The following is a 16,190-nucleotide window of genomic DNA, read 5'->3' as shown; positions in this document are numbered from 1 at the left end:
CCACGCCGTGGCGGCGGCTACGCGCCCGCGGCCTCCTGCCGGATGCGCTCGAACTGCGCCCCCATGGCCTCGGAGAGTGCCTCGGCGCCGGACAGGGGGCGCACCATGACGGTGAGGTCGTCGATGAGCCCGTCCTCGTCGAGGTGGATGAAGTCGCAGCCGTTGACCTCGCGGTCGCCGACGCGGGCGACGAAGACCAGGGCGTGGTCGCGACCGTCGGCACTGTTGATCTCCCGTACGTAGCGGAAGTCCTCGAAGACCCGTGTGACGCCCCGCAGGATCGCGGCGGTGATCGCCTTGCCCGGGTACGGGTGGAAGGCGACCGGGCTGGTGAACACGACGTTCTCGGCGAGGAGCGCCTCGACGGCGTCGGGGTCGTTCGCTTCCACGGCCTTGCGGAATACCTGCATGCGCGCGCTCCATAGTCAATTTGTTGAATAGGTGCGGCCGAGATTAATCGTGCCGGTGTTAGCGTGTCCAGATGTCTCTGAAGCACGCGGTCCTTGCAGCTCTCCTGGAGGGCGAGGCGTCGGGGTACGACCTGGCCAAGGTGTTCGACGTGGCGGTGGCCAACTTCTGGTCCGCGACCCCGCAGCAGCTCTACCGCGAACTGGAGCGCCTCGCCGGGGACGGCCTGGTCGAGGCGCGGGTCGTGCCGCAGGAACGCAGGCCGAACAAGCGGATGTTCACGCTCACCGACGCGGGACGCGCCGCCCTGGACGACTTCGCCGTCGCCCCGCCGAGGCCCACCGCCATCCGCGACGAACTCATGGTCAAGATCCAGGCCTCGGACGGCGCGGACCCGGATGCCGTACGCGCGCTCGTCGAGGAGCGCATGGGGTGGGCGCGCGGCAAACTGGCCCGCTACGAACGCCTTCGGGAGCGGCTCCTCGACGGGCGCGACGAGGACACGTACCTGCGCGACGCCGAACGAATCGGCCCGTACCTGACGTTGATGCGCGGCCGCTCCTTCGAGGAGGAGAACCTCCGGTGGGGCGAGCGCGTCCTGGACATCCTGGCGCGGCGCACCTCATATGTCGGCCGGTCCTGAACTCCCTTACGGACGTAGGTGTCTACCGCAGGCGCATGTAGGTGTGCGCCGGATCGGCGGGCGCGGTGTGCGGGTTGCCGTCGACCACCACGTCGGCCCGCTCGCGTGTCCCGTCCTGGGCGAAGTGCTCGTCCTCCGCGGCCATCCACGTACGCCATAGCGGCAGCGCGTCCTCACCGTCGCGGGTAAGACCTCTGCGCAGACGCACCGCGCGTCCCGTCTCGACCCACACGGCGCAGGTGAGACGGTCGGCGACGGCTCCGCGTGCCGTCGACACACCTTCGAGTACGAGGGTGTGGCCGACGGGAACGTCGTGCCACTCGGCGAGTTCGCGCCGTACCCAGTCGTAGCGCTGGAACCGGCCGGCCACCCCGCTCCCCAGCGGCTGGAGCACCTGCTCCTCGAGGCGGGGCCACCAGCCCAACGGGTCGTCCCACGAGGCGAAGTCGTCCGTGTGCACGATTCGCGCGCTGCCGAGTGCCCCGGCCAGGCGCTCGGCGAACGTGCTCTTGCCCGCCCCCGACGGGCCGTCCACGGCGACGAGCCTGACCGGTCCGCACCGCGGTGCCGCCGCCCGGATGCGGGACGCCAGTGCGGTGTACGTCTCAGGGGTGGGTTCCATGAGGGCGCACGATAACGGTGGTTGCGCGGTGCCGGGGCCGAATATCTCAGGCGTTCGCCGGAGCGTCCTTCTTGTCGGCGTCCTCGGTGGTGGCCGCCGCGGCCGGAAGGGCGGTGTAGAACACGGACTTGTTCTGCTTGGTGCGCTCGGCCTGGCCGCGGGCGACGAGGGACTCGAGGGTGTTGCGTACGACCGTGCCGCCGGCCTTGCGCTCCGGGTGGGACTCGGCGAGCGTCGTCGTGACCTCGGCTGCCGAACGCGGCTCGGTGCTCGTGGTGATGAGGTTCAGGACCAGTTCCCGCAGGGTGGGGGAGCCGGGGGTGCGGGCCTGCGCGGCGGTGGCCGCCTTCTTCGCGGCGGGCTTCTTGCCGGCCTCCTTCTTCGCGCGCTGCTTGGGTGCCGCGCTCTCGCCCTTCGGCTTGCGTGCCTTGGGGAGTTCGACGGGAGACTCCGCCTTCGGCGCTACCGGCGCCACCTCGGCCACCGCCGCCGTGCCCTGACTCGAGAGTGCCTCGCGCATTCCCGCCAGCAGGGTGCGGTCGTGGTCAAGCGTCTGGAGCTGCTCCTGAAGTGCGGCCAACTCGGCGGCGACGCGTTCCTGTTCCTTCGCGTTGCGCTCGAGGTCGGCCTCCACCTGGGCGGAGTACTGGGACTTGAGCGTGTTGCTGTCCGACATGACTGCCCGCTTCCTGTGGCTGTGTGGGGCTGTGTGTTGGTGCCGAAGGGTACTCACACCACACACACTTGTGCACGCTCCTTCGGCGCATTGCCCCTGCGCAGTGTCGGTGAGGTGGCACCATGTACGGCCGTCAGGGCCGGATTTGGCGTGTCGGACCCGGATGAGGGGAACACCTCTGCGTGGGATGGCCGTCGGTCGCATCGGTGGACGTGACGCCTGTTCGGTGGCCGTCGGCAGTGACATTTGTACCGGCCGGGCGACGACATCTCGCTCTGCCGCGTGCCATCCGCCACCTGACATGTTGAGGTCAGCCGCCGCGCCGGCGGCGTCGAGACCGACGGAGGTCATGGTGGCATCGCGAGTGGGAGAACATCCTGTGCCGGAGAGCGGCACGTACGAGATCGATCCGGCGGCGTCGAGCGTGAACTTCCGCATGCGCACGGTCTTCGGTCTGTTCCCGGTGCGGGGGAGCCTCCGGATCACGCGGGGACGGATCGACGTGGCCGGACCTGTCGAGAAGTCCACGGTGGACGTGAGGATCGGAGCGGACACGTTCGAGTCGGGTGTGGCGCGCCGCGACGAACACGTACGGTCGGCCGACTACCTGGATGTGGCCACCCATCCCGAGTTCGCGTTCCGTGGCGACGGCGTCGAGGTCGGTTCCGACGGGACAGTCCTGACGGGGGAGTTGACCGCCCTCGGTGTCAGCCGGCCGATCGACGTCACCGTCGAGAGTGTGACGGTCGAGGGCCGCCGTCTGGCGGTCGTGGCGTCGGCCGTCGTGGACCGCTACGCGTTCGGTGTGACCGCCGCGAAAGGCATGACCGGCCGCCGGCTGACCGTGCGCCTGGATGTCAGGGCGACGCGTTGACCTGCCGCGACAGCTGGTGGGGGGGTCACGGAGCGTCGGTGGTGGACGGCCTGGGTGTGTGCGGCATCCCGTTGATCAGTACCCGCAGGCCCCAGCCGAGGCGAGCCTCGCCCGGCCCGGACAACAGCTCGTCGCCGAGCGCCGCGAGGCGCGGGTGGGTCGTCGCGGACACGTCGCGCAGCGCGGTCGTCAGCGCGTCCCAGTCGCCGGGGGCGTCCTCGTCCCGGTCGCGGGTGGACTGTTCGGCCGCGGTCGAAGTGGCGTACTGCAGAAGGGCGTCCACGCCCCACGCGGCCTGCGCGTCCGGGATGCCGCCCTCGGCGAGCAGCGCGAGGAGGGCTTCGGCCAGGTCGAGGTAGTGCTCGCCGGAGGGCATCGCCACCAGCGCCGACCGGGCGAGGCTCGGATGCTCGAACAACACCGCGGTGTACGAGGTCAGGATCCGCACCAGTCGGTCCTGCCAGTCACCCGGAGCGGTGGCGGGGGAGAGGTCGACCGCGCCGAGCAGCTCGTCCAGGATGGCCGCGTGTAGCTCGGCGGTGTTGCGCACGTACACGTAGAGCGAGGCCGGACCCGTGTCGAGCTCCTGCGCCAGGCGGCGCATGGTGACGCGCTTGAGGCCTTCGTCGCGCATGATCGCGACCGCGGTCGCGACGATGCCGTCCCGGGTCAGGGCGGGCTTGGCCGGACGCTCTCGGCGGCTGCGGGGTGCTGCGGGCTGGGGGGACACGTGCTCACCGTAACGAGCCGGGTTCGTGACGAACAAGTTCGTCACGAACCCGTTCCCGGGGCTTCCGCCTCCTCGCGGAAGGACGCGAACATGTCGAGCAGGCCCTGCGGGGCGTCGGGGTGGAAGATGACGTCGAGGTTGTCGGCGGACCCGGCCGCGGCGTGCTCGCCGCGGGGGAAGAGTGCCTCCTCGTAGACGGTGAGGGCCTTCTCGGTCTCACCGGGGTGCGCCAGGATCGAGGCGGCCAGTTCGGCGCCGTCGAGCATCGCCAGGTTGGCGCCCTCGCCGGCGAACGGCGACATCAGGTGCGCGGCGTCGCCGAGCAGGGTCACACCCGGGACCCGGTCCCACCGGTGTCCGATGGGCAGGGCATGGATGGGCCGCGGGACGAGCGCGCCGTCGGCGTCGCCGATGAGCCCGCGCAATGCCTCGTCCCAGCCGTCGAAGGACGTGAGGATACGGGCCTTGGCCGCCTCGGTGTCGGTGAAGTCGATGCCGCTGGTGGTGAACCGGTCGGCGGGCACCCGCAGCGCGCAGTAGACGTGCAGCCGGCCGTTGCTCTCGCGGTGGGCGAGGAATCCCTTCTCGTCCCCGAGCGCGAACAGCGATCCGCCGCCGACGACTTCGGCACTCTCCGGGTGAAGGGTGTCCGCGTCGTCGAGGTACGCCTCGACGAACGAGATGCCGGAGTAGGCGGGGCGGGCGTCGGAGAGCAGTGGGCGGACCTTGGACCAGGCGCCGTCGGCGCCGACGAGCAGGTCGGTCGTGAAGGTCTCGCCGGATGCGAGGGTCACCTCGTGGCGGCCCCCGGTCAGCGGGCGGGCGCCGGTGACCTTGGCGCCCCAGCGGATGGTGTCCTCCGGCAGCGAGGCGAGCAGCATGTCGCGCAGATCGTGCCGGCTGACCTCCGGCCGGCCGTCGGTGCCGCCGTCGTCGCTCTCCTCCATGCGCACGGTGCCGTGCTGGTCCAGGATTCGCATGGCCTCGCCGCCCGGGTGGATGGCGGCGAGGAACTCCTCGTGGAGGCCCGCGGCACGCAGTGCGGCCTGGCCGGACTCGACGTGCATGTCGAGCATGCCGCCCTGGGGGCGGGCTGCGGCGGAGGCCTCCAGGTCGTAGACGGCCGCTTCGACGCCGCCGAGGTGCAGGACGCGCGCGAGGACGAGGCCGCCGAGGCCTGCGCCGACGATCGCGATGGGGTGGTGGGTCGTGGTGGTCATGGCGTGCTCCTTCGCATGGGGGCGCCCGCCGTTCCGGGAGCCTCCTCATCAAGGTAACGAACATGTTCGTCACGAACAAGTTTATAACGAACATGTTCGTTCCCTATCGTGTCGGACCGGGCCCGGGGATTGCGAAACGTCCCGGCCGCGCCTCGCATAAGCTGCCTCGATGAGCATTCTTGATGACGCCCGCCCGGGTATGAACCCCGAGATCCGGCCGCAGGACGACCTGTTCGGCCACGTCAACGGCCACTGGCTGGACACCGAGCCGATCCCCGAGGACCGCTCGAGCTGGGGCCCCTTCGTGCAGCTCGCCGACACCGCCGAGGAGCAGGTCAAGGCGATCATCGAGGAACTCGCGGCAGGGGCCGAGTCGACCTCGGCCGACACCGGCGAGGCGCACAAGATCGCCGCGCTCTACGCCTCCTTCATGGACGAGCAGGCCATCGAGGCGCTCGGTCTCGCGCCGGCGCGCCCGCTGATCGACGAGGTCGCGGCCATCGCCGACCTCCGGGGCCTCGCGATGTTCCTCGGCCGCTTCGAGCGCGTCGGCGGCTCCGGCCTCTTCGGGTCGTACGTCGACACCGACGACCGCAACTCCGACCGCTACCTCGTCAACGTCGTGCAGGGCGGCCTCGGCCTGCCCGACGAGTCGTACTACCGGGACGACAAGTTCGCCGAGATCCGCGACAAGTACGTCACCTACCTCACCGATCTTCTGACGCTCGCCGAGCACGCCGATCCCGCGGCCGCCGCGCGGACGGTCCTCGCCATCGAGACCAAGCTGGCCGCGGGCCACTGGGAGCGGGCCGAGACCCGTGACGTGCAGAAGACGTACAACCTCACCGCCCTGGACGAACTCAAGGCCCTGGCACCGGAGTTCGACTGGCACGGCTACGCCGCCGGGCTCGGTGGCACCGACGTGACCATCGCCGAGACCTGCGTCCGGCAGCCCTCGTACTTCGCCCACCTCTCCCAGGTCCTGACCGAGTTCCCGATCGAGCAGTGGCGCGACTGGGTGCTGGTGCGCGTGCTGCGCGCCTCGGCGCCGTACCTCTCGGACGCGTTCGTCCAGAACAACTTCGGCTTCTACGGGCGCACGCTCAACGGCACCCCGGAGCTGCGCGCCCGCTGGAAGCGCGCCGTCGCGCTCGTCGAGGGCGCGATGGGCGAGGCCGTCGGCAAGGAGTACGTGGCCCGGCACTTCCCGCCGGCGTCCAAGGCGATGATGGACGAGCTCGTCGCCAACCTCCTGGAGGCCTACCGCCAGTCGATCGCCCAGCTCGACTGGATGACCGACGAGACGAAGGAGCGGGCGTACGAGAAGCTCGCCACGTTCCGCCCCAAGATCGGTTACCCGGACAAGTTCCGCGACTACTCCAAGCTCCAGGTCACCGCGGACGACCTGCTCGCCAACGCGCAGGCGGCCGCGGCGTTCGAGACGGACCGCGAGCTCACCAAGATCGGCTCGCCGGTCGACCGCGACGAGTGGTTCATGCTGCCGCAGACCGTGAACGCGTACTACAACCCGGGCACCAACGAGATCTGCTTCCCCGCGGGCATCCTGCAGAAGCCGTTCTTCGCGCCCGACGCCGACCCGGCCGAGAACTACGGCGGCATCGGCTCCGTGATCGGCCACGAGATCGGCCACGGCTTCGACGACCAGGGCGCCCAGTACGACGGCGCGGGCAACCTCAACGACTGGTGGACCGCCTCCGACAAGACGTCCTTCGAGGCCAAGTCCAAGGCCCTCATCGAGCAGTACGACGGCTTCTCGCCGCGCAACCTGCCCGGCGAGTCCGTCAACGGCGCGCTCACCGTCGGCGAGAACATCGGCGACCTCGGCGGCCTGACCATCGGCCACAAGGCGTACGTCATCTCGCTCGGCGACACCCCGTCGCCGGAGCACGAGGCCACCACCGGTTCCCAGCGCCTGTTCCTCAACTGGGCCTACTGCTGGCGCACCAAGCGGCGCAAGGAGCAGGAGCAGCAGTACCTGACGATCGACCCGCACTCGCCGCCGGAGTTCCGCGCGAACATCGTGCGCAACCTCGACGAGTTCCACGACGCGTTCAGCACGTCGGACAGCGACGGCCTGTGGCTCGACCCGGCGGACCGCGTGCGCATCTGGTAGCGCGCCCGTGAGGCGTGGCCCGTACCTTCCAGGAAGGTACGGGCCACGGCTGGTTCAGGGCGCGGTGACGCCGAAGTCGGCGTGCAGCCTGCGGGTGTGGTCCACGGCCCGCACGGGACCGGTGAGCGTCACCTTCGCGGTCAGCCGGAGGTCGGTGCTGGACGCGCCGAGTCGCAGCTCCAGTTCGCCCGGTTCGACGATCCGCCGACCGTCCCGCCCGGTGAACGACGCGAGGTCCGCGGGCACCGTCACCCCGACCCGCGCGGCCTGCCCCGGCGCGAGTGCCAGGCGCACGAACCCGACCAGCCGCTGGACGGGCTGCACCACCGAGGCGACCGGGTCGTGCAGATAGAGCTGCACGACCTCGGTGCCGTCCCGGTCGCCCGAGTTCCGTACGGTGAGGGCGAGTTCGGCCTCGCCGTCCGTCCCGACCGTCGCGCGCTCCACGGTGAGATCGGACCAGTCGAACGACGTGTAGGTCAGTCCGTGCCCGAAGCCGAACGCCGGAGTCGGGTCGATGTTCGACACCCCGCTGGCCTGCCCGAGCCGCGCCGCCAGATACGTGGACGGCTGGGCGCCCGGGCCGTTCGGGATGCTCACGGGCAGCCGTCCCGACGGGGCGACCCGACCGCTGAGCACACCGGCGATCGCGGGCGTGCCCTCCTCGCCGGGGAAGAACGACTGGACGACGGCGGCCGACTCCCGTACCGCACGGCCGAGCGCGTACGGGCGACCCGACAGGAGCGTCACCACGACCGGTGTGCCGGCGTCCAGGAGCGAGTCGAGGAGTTGCTCCTGCACGCCCGGCAGCGCGAGCGAGTCGGCGTCGCAGCCCTCGCCGCTGGTGCCCCGGCCGAAGAGGCCGGCGCGGTCGCCGAGCGCGAGGACGACGACGTCGGCGCCACGGGCCAGCTCCACGGCCTCGGCGAAACCGTCGGTGCCGGTGTCGTCGATGCCGCACCCGGGCGCGGTGACGACCTCGCTGTCGGGGAACTCGGCCCTCAACGACTCGACCAGGGTGGGCAGTTCGATCCCGGCCGGTATCTCGGGGTGCCGGGCGCCCACGTGCACCGGGAACGCGTAGCAGCCGAGGACGGCCGTCGCGGTGTCGGCAGTCGGGCCGACCACCGCGATCCTGGCGGGCCGGGCCAGGGGGAGTGTGCCGTCGTTGCGGAGCAGTACGACGGCCTGTTCGGCGACCTCCCGGGCGAGGGCGCGGCGGTCCGCGGTGTCGAGGGCCACGGTTCCGCGCAGCGCCTGGGGGTCCCCGAGGTCGGCACCGGCCAGCGCCGGCGGCACCGCGTCCCATCCGGTGTCGAGGAGGCCCAGCTGCGCCTTCTGCACGAGCACGCGGCGCAGCGCGCGGTCCACGACGGCCTCGGACACCCGACCGTCCGCGACCGCGTCGAGGAGCGGCTGCCCGAACGCCTTGACGGTGGGCAGTTCCACGTCCACCCCGGCGCTCAGCGCGGCTCCGGCGGCCTCGCCCCAGGTGGCGGCGACACCGTGCAGGGTCTTGAGGAACCCGACACCGAAGTAGTCCGCCACCACCGTCCCCGTGAAGCCCCAGGTGTCCCGCAACAGCCCGGTGAGCAGCTGTTCGTCGGCTGCCGACGGGACGCCGTCCGTGTCGGTGTAGGCGTGCATCACCGAGCGGGCGCCGCCCTCCCGCAGTGCCATCTCGAACGGCAGCAGCATCACATCGGCGCGCTCCCTGGGCCCCATGCCGACGGGCGCGAGGTTCCGTCCCGCGCGGGAGGCGGAGTAGCCCACGAAGTGCTTCACGGTGGCGACGATCCCGGCCGACTCCAGGCCCTGGACGTAGGCGGTGCCGAGGGTTCCGACGAGGTACGGATCCTCGCCGATGGTCTCCTCGACGCGGCCCCACCGGGCGTCGCGCACGACGTCGAGCACGGGGGCGAGCCCTTGGTGCACACCCACCGAACGCATGTCCTGCCCGATGGCCCCGGCCATGCGCCGTACCAGCGCCGGATCGAAGGTCGCGCCCCACGAGAGCGGGACGGGATAGGCGGTCGCGCCCCAGGCGGCGAAGCCCGCGAGGCACTCCTCGTGGGCCACGGCCGGGATGCCGAAGCGGTTTCCCGCGGCGATGCGGCGCTGGGTGCGCAGCAGGGACAGCGCACCGAGGGCGGGGTCGACGGGGGCGGTGCCGAAGGGCCTGGTGAGCTGCCCCAGGCCGTGCGGCAGCAGCGCCTCGAGGTCGACCACCTCCTCCATCTCGTGCTGGTACGGGGCGACTTCGCCGCCCTCGTCGGACGCCCCGACCCACACGCCGAACAGCTGGGCGACCTTCTCCGGGAGGGTCATCTCGGCGACGAGGGCGGCGGCGCGCGTCTCGTGGTCGAGGGTCGTGTCGCGCCACAGGGGCGTGGTGGAGTCTGTCGTTACGGCCACGTTGTGGGTCACTTTCCTCCCACGCCCATGAGCCCCTGGACCAGGGTGCGCCGGGCGAACAGGTAGACGAGCAGGACGGGCACCATGGACAGGACCACGGCGGCCAGCAGCCCCGGGACGTTGATGCCGTACTGGGTGCGGAAGTTGTAGAGCCCCAAGGTGATCACCTTGGTGGAATCGGACTGGGTGAGCACCAGGGGGAACAGGAAGCCGTTCCACGCCTGGAGGGCGGAGAAGACCGCGATCGTCGAGAGCCCGCCCCGCGACAGGGGGAGCACGAGCTGACCGAACACCCGCCACGAGGAGGCGCCGTCGATGGCCATCGCCTCGTACAGATCCGGGGTGATGTCGCGCATCACCCCGGTCAGGACCAGGGCGCACATGGGGAGCGAGAAGGCGGCGGTCGGCAGGATGACGCCGATGAGGTTGTCGTAGAGTCCCGCCTTGCTGATGACGTAGAACATCGGCACGATCACCGCCTGTGCGGGGATGGCGAGACCGAGCAGGAAGAGGCGGAAGACGGCGGTCGTGACGCGGCCGCGGCTGCGGACGATGGTGTACGACAGCGGCGGCACCACCACGAGGACGATGGCGACCACGCACACGGTCACGATCACCGTGTTGAGGAAGTACCGGCCGAAGCCGGTGGAGAAGTCGTCGACGTAGTTCCGCAGCGTGAAGTGCCGCGGCAGGCTCAGCGGACCGCTCGCGCCGTAGTCCGTGCGTGACTGCACGGACGCCGAGACCAGGACGTAGAGCGGTGCGCCGACGACGAGAAGCCAGACCACGGAGCCGAGGCCCGCCAGGTAGTTGGGGCGTTGCTTGCTCACAGGCCCTCCACCGAGCTGCGCATCTTGTCGTAGCCCGAGACCCGTACGACGATGAGAGATATGACCGTCGCGACCACCACCAGGAGCAGCGCGATGGCCGATCCCGCGCCGAAGTCGAAGCTCTTGAAGGCCTTTTGGTACATGTAGTAGGCGCTGATGGTGGTGTCCGTGCCGGGGCCGCCCTGGGTCAGGATCAGGACGGTGTCGAACGTGGTGAGGCCGCCGACGACCATCAGGATCATCGACGTGATCATGGTGTTGCGCAGTTGAGGCAGCGTGATGTGGAAGAACTGGCGCACCGTGCCCGCCCCGTCGATCTGCGCCGCCTGGTAAAGGACTTGGGGGATGGCCCGCGCCGCGCCCTGGTAGATCAAGGTGTGGAACGGGGTGAACTGCCAGGCGCCCACGAGGACGAGCACCCCGATGGCCCCACTCTGCATACCGAGCAGATTGCCGTCGCCGAAGAGCCACTTGGCCTGGGACGGCACACCGAAGTTGGGGTCGAGCAGGGTGCGCCACAGGACGGAGACCGCGGTGGCGGACAGCAGCAGCGGGACGAAGTAGATCGCGGACAGGATCGCGCGGTTGCGCTGGCGGCCCGCCGCCCAGACGCCGAGCAGGATGCTCAGCGGCGTCTGGACGAGCACGCCCAGGACGGTGATCAGCACGCTCAGCCAGAGGCTGTTGAGCATCACCGGGTCGTCGAAGAGCTTGGTCCAGTTGTCGAGCCCGGCGAACCGGGGCGAGCCCAGACCGTTCCAGCTCGTGAACGACAGCACGGCGACGAGGACGAGCGGGACGACGGCGAACAGGACGAAGAACGCGGTGGCGGGCAGCGCCCAGGCGAAGCCCGGGCGCCCCACGCCACCGGTGCGCCGCTTGACGGTCCGCCGTTCGGCGACGACCGCGGCCTTGGTGACGGTGGTGGTCATCTCGGTACCAGGTCTCACGCGGTGGGCAAGGCCTGCATGGCCTTGATGAAGCCGTCGGTGTCGAGCCCGCCGTTGACGAACTGCTGGACCGCCTGGTGCATGGGCGTCGAGGCGGACTGGGGGTAGGCCTGGTCCCACGAGAGCTGGAACGACGGGGCCTTCTTGACGAGGTCGAACTGGTACTTCGAGTACGCCGGGCTCGCGGAGGCGCCGAGGAACTTCTCCGTGTTGGTCGTGGTCGGCAGGTTGCCGATGCCCAGCTGCGCCTTCACGAACTCGTCGGAGTACTGGAGCTTCAGGAACGCGGCGACGGCCTCGGGATGCTTCGTCTTCTTCATCACGGAGTAGAAGTTGTTGGTGTTGCCGACGAGGTTGCCGGCGTCGCCCGTGCCGCCCGCGACCGTCGGGAACGAGGAGTAGCCGAGGTCCTTCTTGGCGAACGCGGGGTGGGAGTCCTGCTGGGTCGAGTACTCCCACGAACCCATGAGCTCGAAGCCGGCCTTGCCGGTGGCGAGCAGCGTGGGCGAGCCCTGGTCGGTGAACTTGACCGAGTCGTAGTTGGTACCGAAGGCGCCCGCGTCGACGAGCTCCCTGATCATGCCCAGCGCCTTCTTGCTGCCCGCGCTCTCCCAGGCGCTCTTGTCGCCGCCGAGCGCCTTCTGGAAGACCTCCGGGCCGGCGACGCGGTCGTAGAGGTACTCGAACCACATCAGCGTCGGCCACTGGTCGCCGCCGCCGAGCGCGATCGGGGTGACACCCTTGGCCTTGAGCGTCTTCACCGCGCCGAGCAGGTCGTCCCAGGTCTTGGGCGGCGTGACACCGGCGTCGGCCAGGACCTTCTTGTTGTTGAAGAGCAGCACCGGCTGCGTGCCGCGCATCGGGACGCCGTACGGCTTCCCGTTCACCGACGCGCTGTCGAAGACCGACGGCAGGAAGCTGGACTTGAGGGCCGGGTCCTCCTTGATGAAGTCGTCGAGCGGCAGCAGCAGGTCGGCGTCGACGAAGGGCTTGATGCTGCCGCCGCCCCAGTTGAAGAAGATGTCGGGGGCCTGCGGGGTGCTGATGATGGTCTGCAGCTTCTGCTGGTAGTCGGCGCCCGGGATGGTGTCGAGGACCGCCTTGACCTTCGACGTCTTGTTGAAGGTGGCTACGAGCTGCTTCTCGACCTTGTTGGCCGCGTCCCCGTACACCAGCACGTGGATCTTGTCGGAGCCCCCGCCGCCTGCCGAGTCGGAGGAGCCGCCGCCACAGGCCGACAGGGTCAGACCGAGGGCGAGCGCCACACCTGCGGCGACGGCGCGGGAGATCCGTGCGGGTGTCTTCATCTTTGGAGCCTCTCGAAAGTGTCGGTCAAGAGAGCGAAATATGCTGGGCGGTGTGACGCTAAGGCGCGCCGAGGGGGTGGTCAACCCTCGGAGTGCGGGTTTCTGAAGCGTTATCGGTGGGGCGCCCGGCGCAGGTCGGCCCTTGTAGCGAAAGGGCACGGCGACGGGGCGGCGCGGTTCTGGCCGCCGAAGGGCGCGCGGACCATGCGCACCGACAGTTTCGAAGATCGCCGCCGGGCGTGAGGGGTGATGAGCGTCGTGGCGAGGGCTACCGCTCGGCAGGCGGCGCCGTGCTGCTCCGCACGACGAGACGGGTCGCCAGGTCCATGCGCAGCGTCGGGGGCTTCCTGCCCCGTGCCAGGTCGAGGGTCAGCCGTGCGGCGGCCTCGGCCATCTCGACCAGGGGCTGGCGGACGGTGGTCAGCGGCGGACCCACCCAGCGGGCGAGGGGCAGATCGTCGAAGCCCACGACGCTGAGGTCGTCCGGGATCCGCAGGCCCAGCTCGCGGGCCGCCTCGTAGAGACCGAGCGCCTGGAGGTCGTTGCCGGCGAACACTGCGGTCGGCCGGTCCGGCAGGCCGAGCAGTTCGAGACCGGCCGCGTGGCCGGACTCGTGATGGAAGGTCCCCTCGCGGATCAGCGCGGGATCGAACGCCACCCCGGCCGTCTCCAGGGCCGCCCGGTAGCCGTCGATCCGGGCACGGCTGCACATCATCCCCGCCGGGCCGGCGATCACACCGATACGGCGATGGCCCAGTTCCAGCAGGTGCCGGGTGGCGGCCAGGCCGCCCTGCCAGTTCGTGGCACCGATCGCGGGCACGTCTTCCCCGGGGTCGCCCGCCGGGTCCATCACGACGAACGGGATGTCGCGGCTGGTGAGCTGCGCGCGCTGGGCGGCGTCGAGCCCGGACAGGACGAGGATCACGCCGGTGGGACGGCGGGCGAGGACGCCGTCGACCCAGGACTGGCCGATGCTGAGCTGCCCGGCGTGTTCGGACAGGACCAGGCTGAGCCCCTCCTCGCGGGCGACGTTCTCGACGCCGCGGATCACCTCCATCGACCAGGAGCTGTCCAGCTCGTGGAAGACCAGTTCGAGGAGGGGGATGGCCGTGGTGTTGGCCCTGCGGCGCTGGTAGCCGTGGCGGCGGAGCAGTCCCTCGACCCGCTCGCGGGTGGCCGGAGCGACATCGGCCCGGCCGTTGAGGACCTTCGAAACAGTCGGAGCGGAGACTCCCGCTTCGCGGGCGATCTCGGCAAGCGTCGCCGTGCCGGCCTCGGGGGCCTCCTGGGACGCCGGCCTCTGCTTCTTCTGCACCGCTGAGGAGTTCACGGTACGGATCGTAACTTCTAGGGGGTGAGAGGGGGCAAGGGGATCAGCGGACCTCCGCGCCTTGACGCACCGGCAAGATCCTTCTAGTTTTCGCAACATGCGTCATCGAAGTCGAAATAGTTGAACGCGAACTCCTTGAGACGCGAACTCGTTGAGACTGGGGACCTGAACCCCCTCGGGACCTGAGACGCGAACCTCTTGAGAACGGACATGCGTATGCCGGCGACCGGTACACCGCTGCGGAACTGGGCGGGAAACGTCACCTTCGGCCCGGCGCGGGTCCACCGTCCGGCGTCGGAGGACGACCTGCGCCGGACCGTCGCCTCCGCCGAGAAGGTACGGGTCCTCGGCAGCGGGCACTCGTTCAACCGCATCGCGGACACGGACGGCGACCTGGTCCTCCTGGACGGGCTCGCGCGCCGGGTGCGGGTGTCCGAGGACCGCGCCACCGTGAGCGTCTCGGCGGGCATGCGGTATGCGGAGGTGGCCTCGGCGCTCCAGGCGCAGGGTCTCGCTCTCGCCAACCTGGCCTCGCTGCCGCACATCTCGGTCGCGGGATCGTGCGCCACCGGCACGCACGGTTCAGGAGACACACTGCGTGGTCTGGCCTCCGCCGTGAGCGGGATCGAGCTGATCGGCCCCGACGGCACGCGGACGACGCTGAACCGCGCCTCCGACCCGGACCGCTTCCCCGGCGCCGTCGTCAACCTCGGCGCGCTCGGTGTCGTCGTCGCCATGACCCTCGCCGTGGAGCCCGCGTTCGACGTCGCCCAGTGGGTGTACGACGACGTGCCGCTCGACCGGATCGCCGAAGACTTCGACGCCGTGTTCGGCGCCGCGTACAGCGTCAGCGCGTTCACCGACTGGCGCGCCGACACCGCCACGGTGTGGCTGAAGCGCCGCACCGACCGGCTGCCGACCGGCACTTCGGGAGACCGCTGGATGGGCGGGCTCCTCGCGGACGGCCCGCGCCACCCCGTCCCCGGCATGCCACCGGCCTTCTGCACCGAACAGCTGGGCGTCCCAGGACCGTGGCACGAGCGGCTTCCTCACTTCCGGCCCGACTTCACCCCGAGCAACGGAGAGGAGCTCCAGTCCGAGCTGCTCCTGCCGCGCGAGGCGGCGGCCGACGCGATGGCCGCCCTGCGCGCCCTCGGAGACCGGATCGCCCCGGTGCTCCTTGTCTCCGAGATCCGGACCGTCGCCGCGGACGACCTGTGGCTCAGCCCGAGCCACGGCCGCGCATCCCTCGCCCTCCACTTCACGTGGGTGCGCCGACCCGACGACGTACTCCCGGTCATCGGCGCCATCGAGGAGCGGCTGCTGCCGCTCGGGGCGCGCCCCCACTGGGGAAAGCTGACGACGGCGGCTCCCGGTACCGTCGCCGCGCTCTACGAGCGAGCACCCGACTTCCGGCGGCTGCGGAAAGAACTGGACCCGGCAGGGAAGTTCGGCAACGCCTTCGTGACGGAACTCTTCGCCGGTCACTGAACGTGACCCGTGCCGAGCGCCGCGGGGCTGGTCCGTTCGGCGGCGCCCGGGTCGCTGCGGTCCTGCGCCGAACCTAGCGTTCCGACAGTCAGGGGGTATTTCTGTCTGGAGGATCCGCTGTGCGTTCCATAGGTTTCGCTTCCGCAGCACTGTTCGGCGCCGCCGCGCTTCTGTCCGTGACCGCACCGGCGTCCGTGGCGGTCGACGGTGGCGACAACACCACTGCTTACGAATCCGACAGTGGCGCCAGCTCCGACAGTGGCGCCAGCTCCGACAGTGGTGCCAGCTCCGACGGTGGTGCCAGCTCCGACGGTGGTGCCAGCTCCGACGGTGGTGCCAGCTCCGGCGGTGGTGCCAGCTCCGGCGGTGGTGCCAGCTCCGGCGGTGGTGCCAGCTCCGGCGGTGGTGCGAACACCGGTGGTGCGAACACCGGTGGTGCGAACACCGGTGGTGCGAACACCGGCGGTGCGGACTCCAGCGGTGCGGACTCCGGTGGTACGGACTCGGGCGGTGCCGACTCCGGTGGCGCGGACTCCACCGGAATCGACTCCGGTGGTGCG

The 16,190-nt window shown here is 70.4% G+C and carries 15 protein-coding genes; 5 read left to right on the top strand and 10 right to left on the bottom strand.

Going from position 1 to position 16,190, the window contains the following annotated elements:
• Positions 1 to 17: 17 nt before the first annotated feature.
• On the bottom strand, positions 18 to 410 hold the full coding sequence (locus tag ACWFR4_RS24245; RefSeq protein ID WP_453460820.1) for a nuclear transport factor 2 family protein: 393 nt from the start codon (positions 408 to 410) through the stop codon (positions 18 to 20).
• 71 nt (positions 411 to 481) lie between these two features.
• On the opposite strand from ACWFR4_RS24245, the gene ACWFR4_RS24240 reads away from it, so the two are divergent.
• The gene (locus ACWFR4_RS24240) at positions 482 to 1,051 is read left to right on the top strand and encodes a PadR family transcriptional regulator (RefSeq protein WP_453460817.1); all 570 of its coding nucleotides are present in this window, start codon (positions 482 to 484) and stop codon (positions 1,049 to 1,051) included.
• Between the two features lie 22 nt (positions 1,052 to 1,073).
• Here the strand turns inward: ACWFR4_RS24240 and ACWFR4_RS24235 are convergent, their stop codons facing one another.
• Positions 1,074 to 1,673, bottom strand: a complete 600-nt coding sequence (locus ACWFR4_RS24235; protein WP_453460814.1) for a uridine kinase family protein — start codon at positions 1,671 to 1,673, stop codon at positions 1,074 to 1,076.
• A gap of 46 nt (positions 1,674 to 1,719) precedes the next feature.
• Positions 1,720 to 2,349, bottom strand: a complete 630-nt coding sequence (locus tag ACWFR4_RS24230; RefSeq protein ID WP_453460812.1) for a hypothetical protein — start codon at positions 2,347 to 2,349, stop codon at positions 1,720 to 1,722.
• Between the two features lie 364 nt (positions 2,350 to 2,713).
• Between ACWFR4_RS24230 and ACWFR4_RS24225 the strand changes: the two genes are divergently transcribed.
• Entirely contained in the window at positions 2,714 to 3,223 is a 510-nt protein-coding gene (locus ACWFR4_RS24225) for a YceI family protein (RefSeq protein ID WP_453460809.1), read from the top strand.
• A 25-nt stretch (positions 3,224 to 3,248) separates the two neighbouring features.
• On the opposite strand, the gene ACWFR4_RS24220 is transcribed toward ACWFR4_RS24225, so the two are convergent.
• Positions 3,249 to 3,953: a TetR/AcrR family transcriptional regulator gene (locus ACWFR4_RS24220; protein WP_453460911.1), complete on the bottom strand. Its 705-nt coding sequence runs from the start codon at positions 3,951 to 3,953 to the stop codon at positions 3,249 to 3,251.
• Between the two features lie 41 nt (positions 3,954 to 3,994).
• Positions 3,995 to 5,173: an FAD-dependent oxidoreductase gene (locus tag ACWFR4_RS24215; RefSeq protein WP_453654460.1), complete on the bottom strand. Its 1,179-nt coding sequence runs from the start codon at positions 5,171 to 5,173 to the stop codon at positions 3,995 to 3,997.
• Positions 5,174 to 5,342: 169 nt separating this feature from the next.
• Here ACWFR4_RS24215 and ACWFR4_RS24210 point away from each other — a divergent pair, with 169 nt between their 5' ends.
• On the top strand, positions 5,343 to 7,307 hold the full coding sequence (locus tag ACWFR4_RS24210; RefSeq protein ID WP_453654458.1) for a M13 family metallopeptidase: 1,965 nt from the start codon (positions 5,343 to 5,345) through the stop codon (positions 7,305 to 7,307).
• A gap of 54 nt (positions 7,308 to 7,361) precedes the next feature.
• Here ACWFR4_RS24210 and ACWFR4_RS24205 read toward each other — a convergent pair whose 3' ends face one another.
• The 5 genes from ACWFR4_RS24205 to ACWFR4_RS24185 form a co-directional block, all read right to left on the bottom strand.
• Positions 7,362 to 9,734, bottom strand: coding sequence for a beta-xylosidase/alpha-l-arabinosidase (locus ACWFR4_RS24205; protein ID WP_453654456.1), 2,373 nt, complete (start codon positions 9,732 to 9,734; stop codon positions 7,362 to 7,364).
• Entirely contained in the window at positions 9,731 to 10,552 is an 822-nt protein-coding gene (locus ACWFR4_RS24200; protein WP_453464764.1) for a carbohydrate ABC transporter permease, read from the bottom strand. Before ACWFR4_RS24200 ends, ACWFR4_RS24205 begins: the two co-directional genes overlap by 4 nt.
• Positions 10,549 to 11,484 (bottom strand): carbohydrate ABC transporter permease, encoded by a 936-nt coding sequence (locus ACWFR4_RS24195; RefSeq protein ID WP_453464761.1) that lies wholly within the window; start codon positions 11,482 to 11,484, stop codon positions 10,549 to 10,551. Before ACWFR4_RS24195 ends, ACWFR4_RS24200 begins: the two co-directional genes overlap by 4 nt.
• A 14-nt stretch (positions 11,485 to 11,498) precedes the next feature.
• Positions 11,499 to 12,809, bottom strand: coding sequence for an ABC transporter substrate-binding protein (locus ACWFR4_RS24190; protein WP_453654454.1), 1,311 nt, complete (start codon positions 12,807 to 12,809; stop codon positions 11,499 to 11,501).
• Positions 12,810 to 13,077: 268 nt separating this feature from the next.
• A complete protein-coding gene (locus ACWFR4_RS24185; protein WP_453464772.1) occupies positions 13,078 to 14,124 on the bottom strand; it encodes a LacI family DNA-binding transcriptional regulator in 1,047 nt (348 codons plus the stop codon).
• A gap of 231 nt (positions 14,125 to 14,355) precedes the next feature.
• Between ACWFR4_RS24185 and ACWFR4_RS24180 the strand changes: the two genes are divergently transcribed.
• Together ACWFR4_RS24180 and ACWFR4_RS24175 are read left to right on the top strand one after the other, a co-directional pair.
• Positions 14,356 to 15,630 (top strand): FAD-binding protein, encoded by a 1,275-nt coding sequence (locus ACWFR4_RS24180; protein ID WP_453654452.1) that lies wholly within the window; start codon positions 14,356 to 14,358, stop codon positions 15,628 to 15,630.
• Positions 15,631 to 15,749: 119 nt separating this feature from the next.
• Positions 15,750 to 16,190: hypothetical protein (locus tag ACWFR4_RS24175; protein ID WP_453654450.1), on the top strand; the 441-nt coding region annotated here is incomplete at its 3' end.

This window comes from Streptomyces sp. NPDC055140, assembly GCF_053607285.1.
This window is presented reverse-complemented; position numbering and strand designations above follow the sequence as displayed.

What these genes read in the sequence shown, in the direction of transcription:
- ACWFR4_RS24195 (WP_453464761.1), bottom strand. Translation starts at nt 11,484, where the DNA reads ATGACCACCACCGTCACCAAGGCCGCGGTCGTCGCCGAACGGCGGACC.
- ACWFR4_RS24190 (WP_453654454.1), bottom strand. Translation starts at nt 12,809, where the DNA reads ATGAAGACACCCGCACGGATCTCCCGCGCCGTCGCCGCAGGTGTGGCG.
- ACWFR4_RS24180 (WP_453654452.1), top strand. Translation starts at nt 14,356, where the DNA reads ATGCCGGCGACCGGTACACCGCTGCGGAACTGGGCGGGAAACGTCACC.
- ACWFR4_RS24215 (WP_453654460.1), bottom strand. Translation starts at nt 5,173, where the DNA reads ATGACCACCACGACCCACCACCCCATCGCGATCGTCGGCGCAGGCCTC.
- ACWFR4_RS24230 (WP_453460812.1), bottom strand. Translation starts at nt 2,349, where the DNA reads ATGTCGGACAGCAACACGCTCAAGTCCCAGTACTCCGCCCAGGTGGAG.
- ACWFR4_RS24245 (WP_453460820.1), bottom strand. Translation starts at nt 410, where the DNA reads ATGCAGGTATTCCGCAAGGCCGTGGAAGCGAACGACCCCGACGCCGTC.
- ACWFR4_RS24210 (WP_453654458.1), top strand. Translation starts at nt 5,343, where the DNA reads ATGAGCATTCTTGATGACGCCCGCCCGGGTATGAACCCCGAGATCCGG.
- ACWFR4_RS24235 (WP_453460814.1), bottom strand. Translation starts at nt 1,673, where the DNA reads ATGGAACCCACCCCTGAGACGTACACCGCACTGGCGTCCCGCATCCGG.
- ACWFR4_RS24240 (WP_453460817.1), top strand. Translation starts at nt 482, where the DNA reads ATGTCTCTGAAGCACGCGGTCCTTGCAGCTCTCCTGGAGGGCGAGGCG.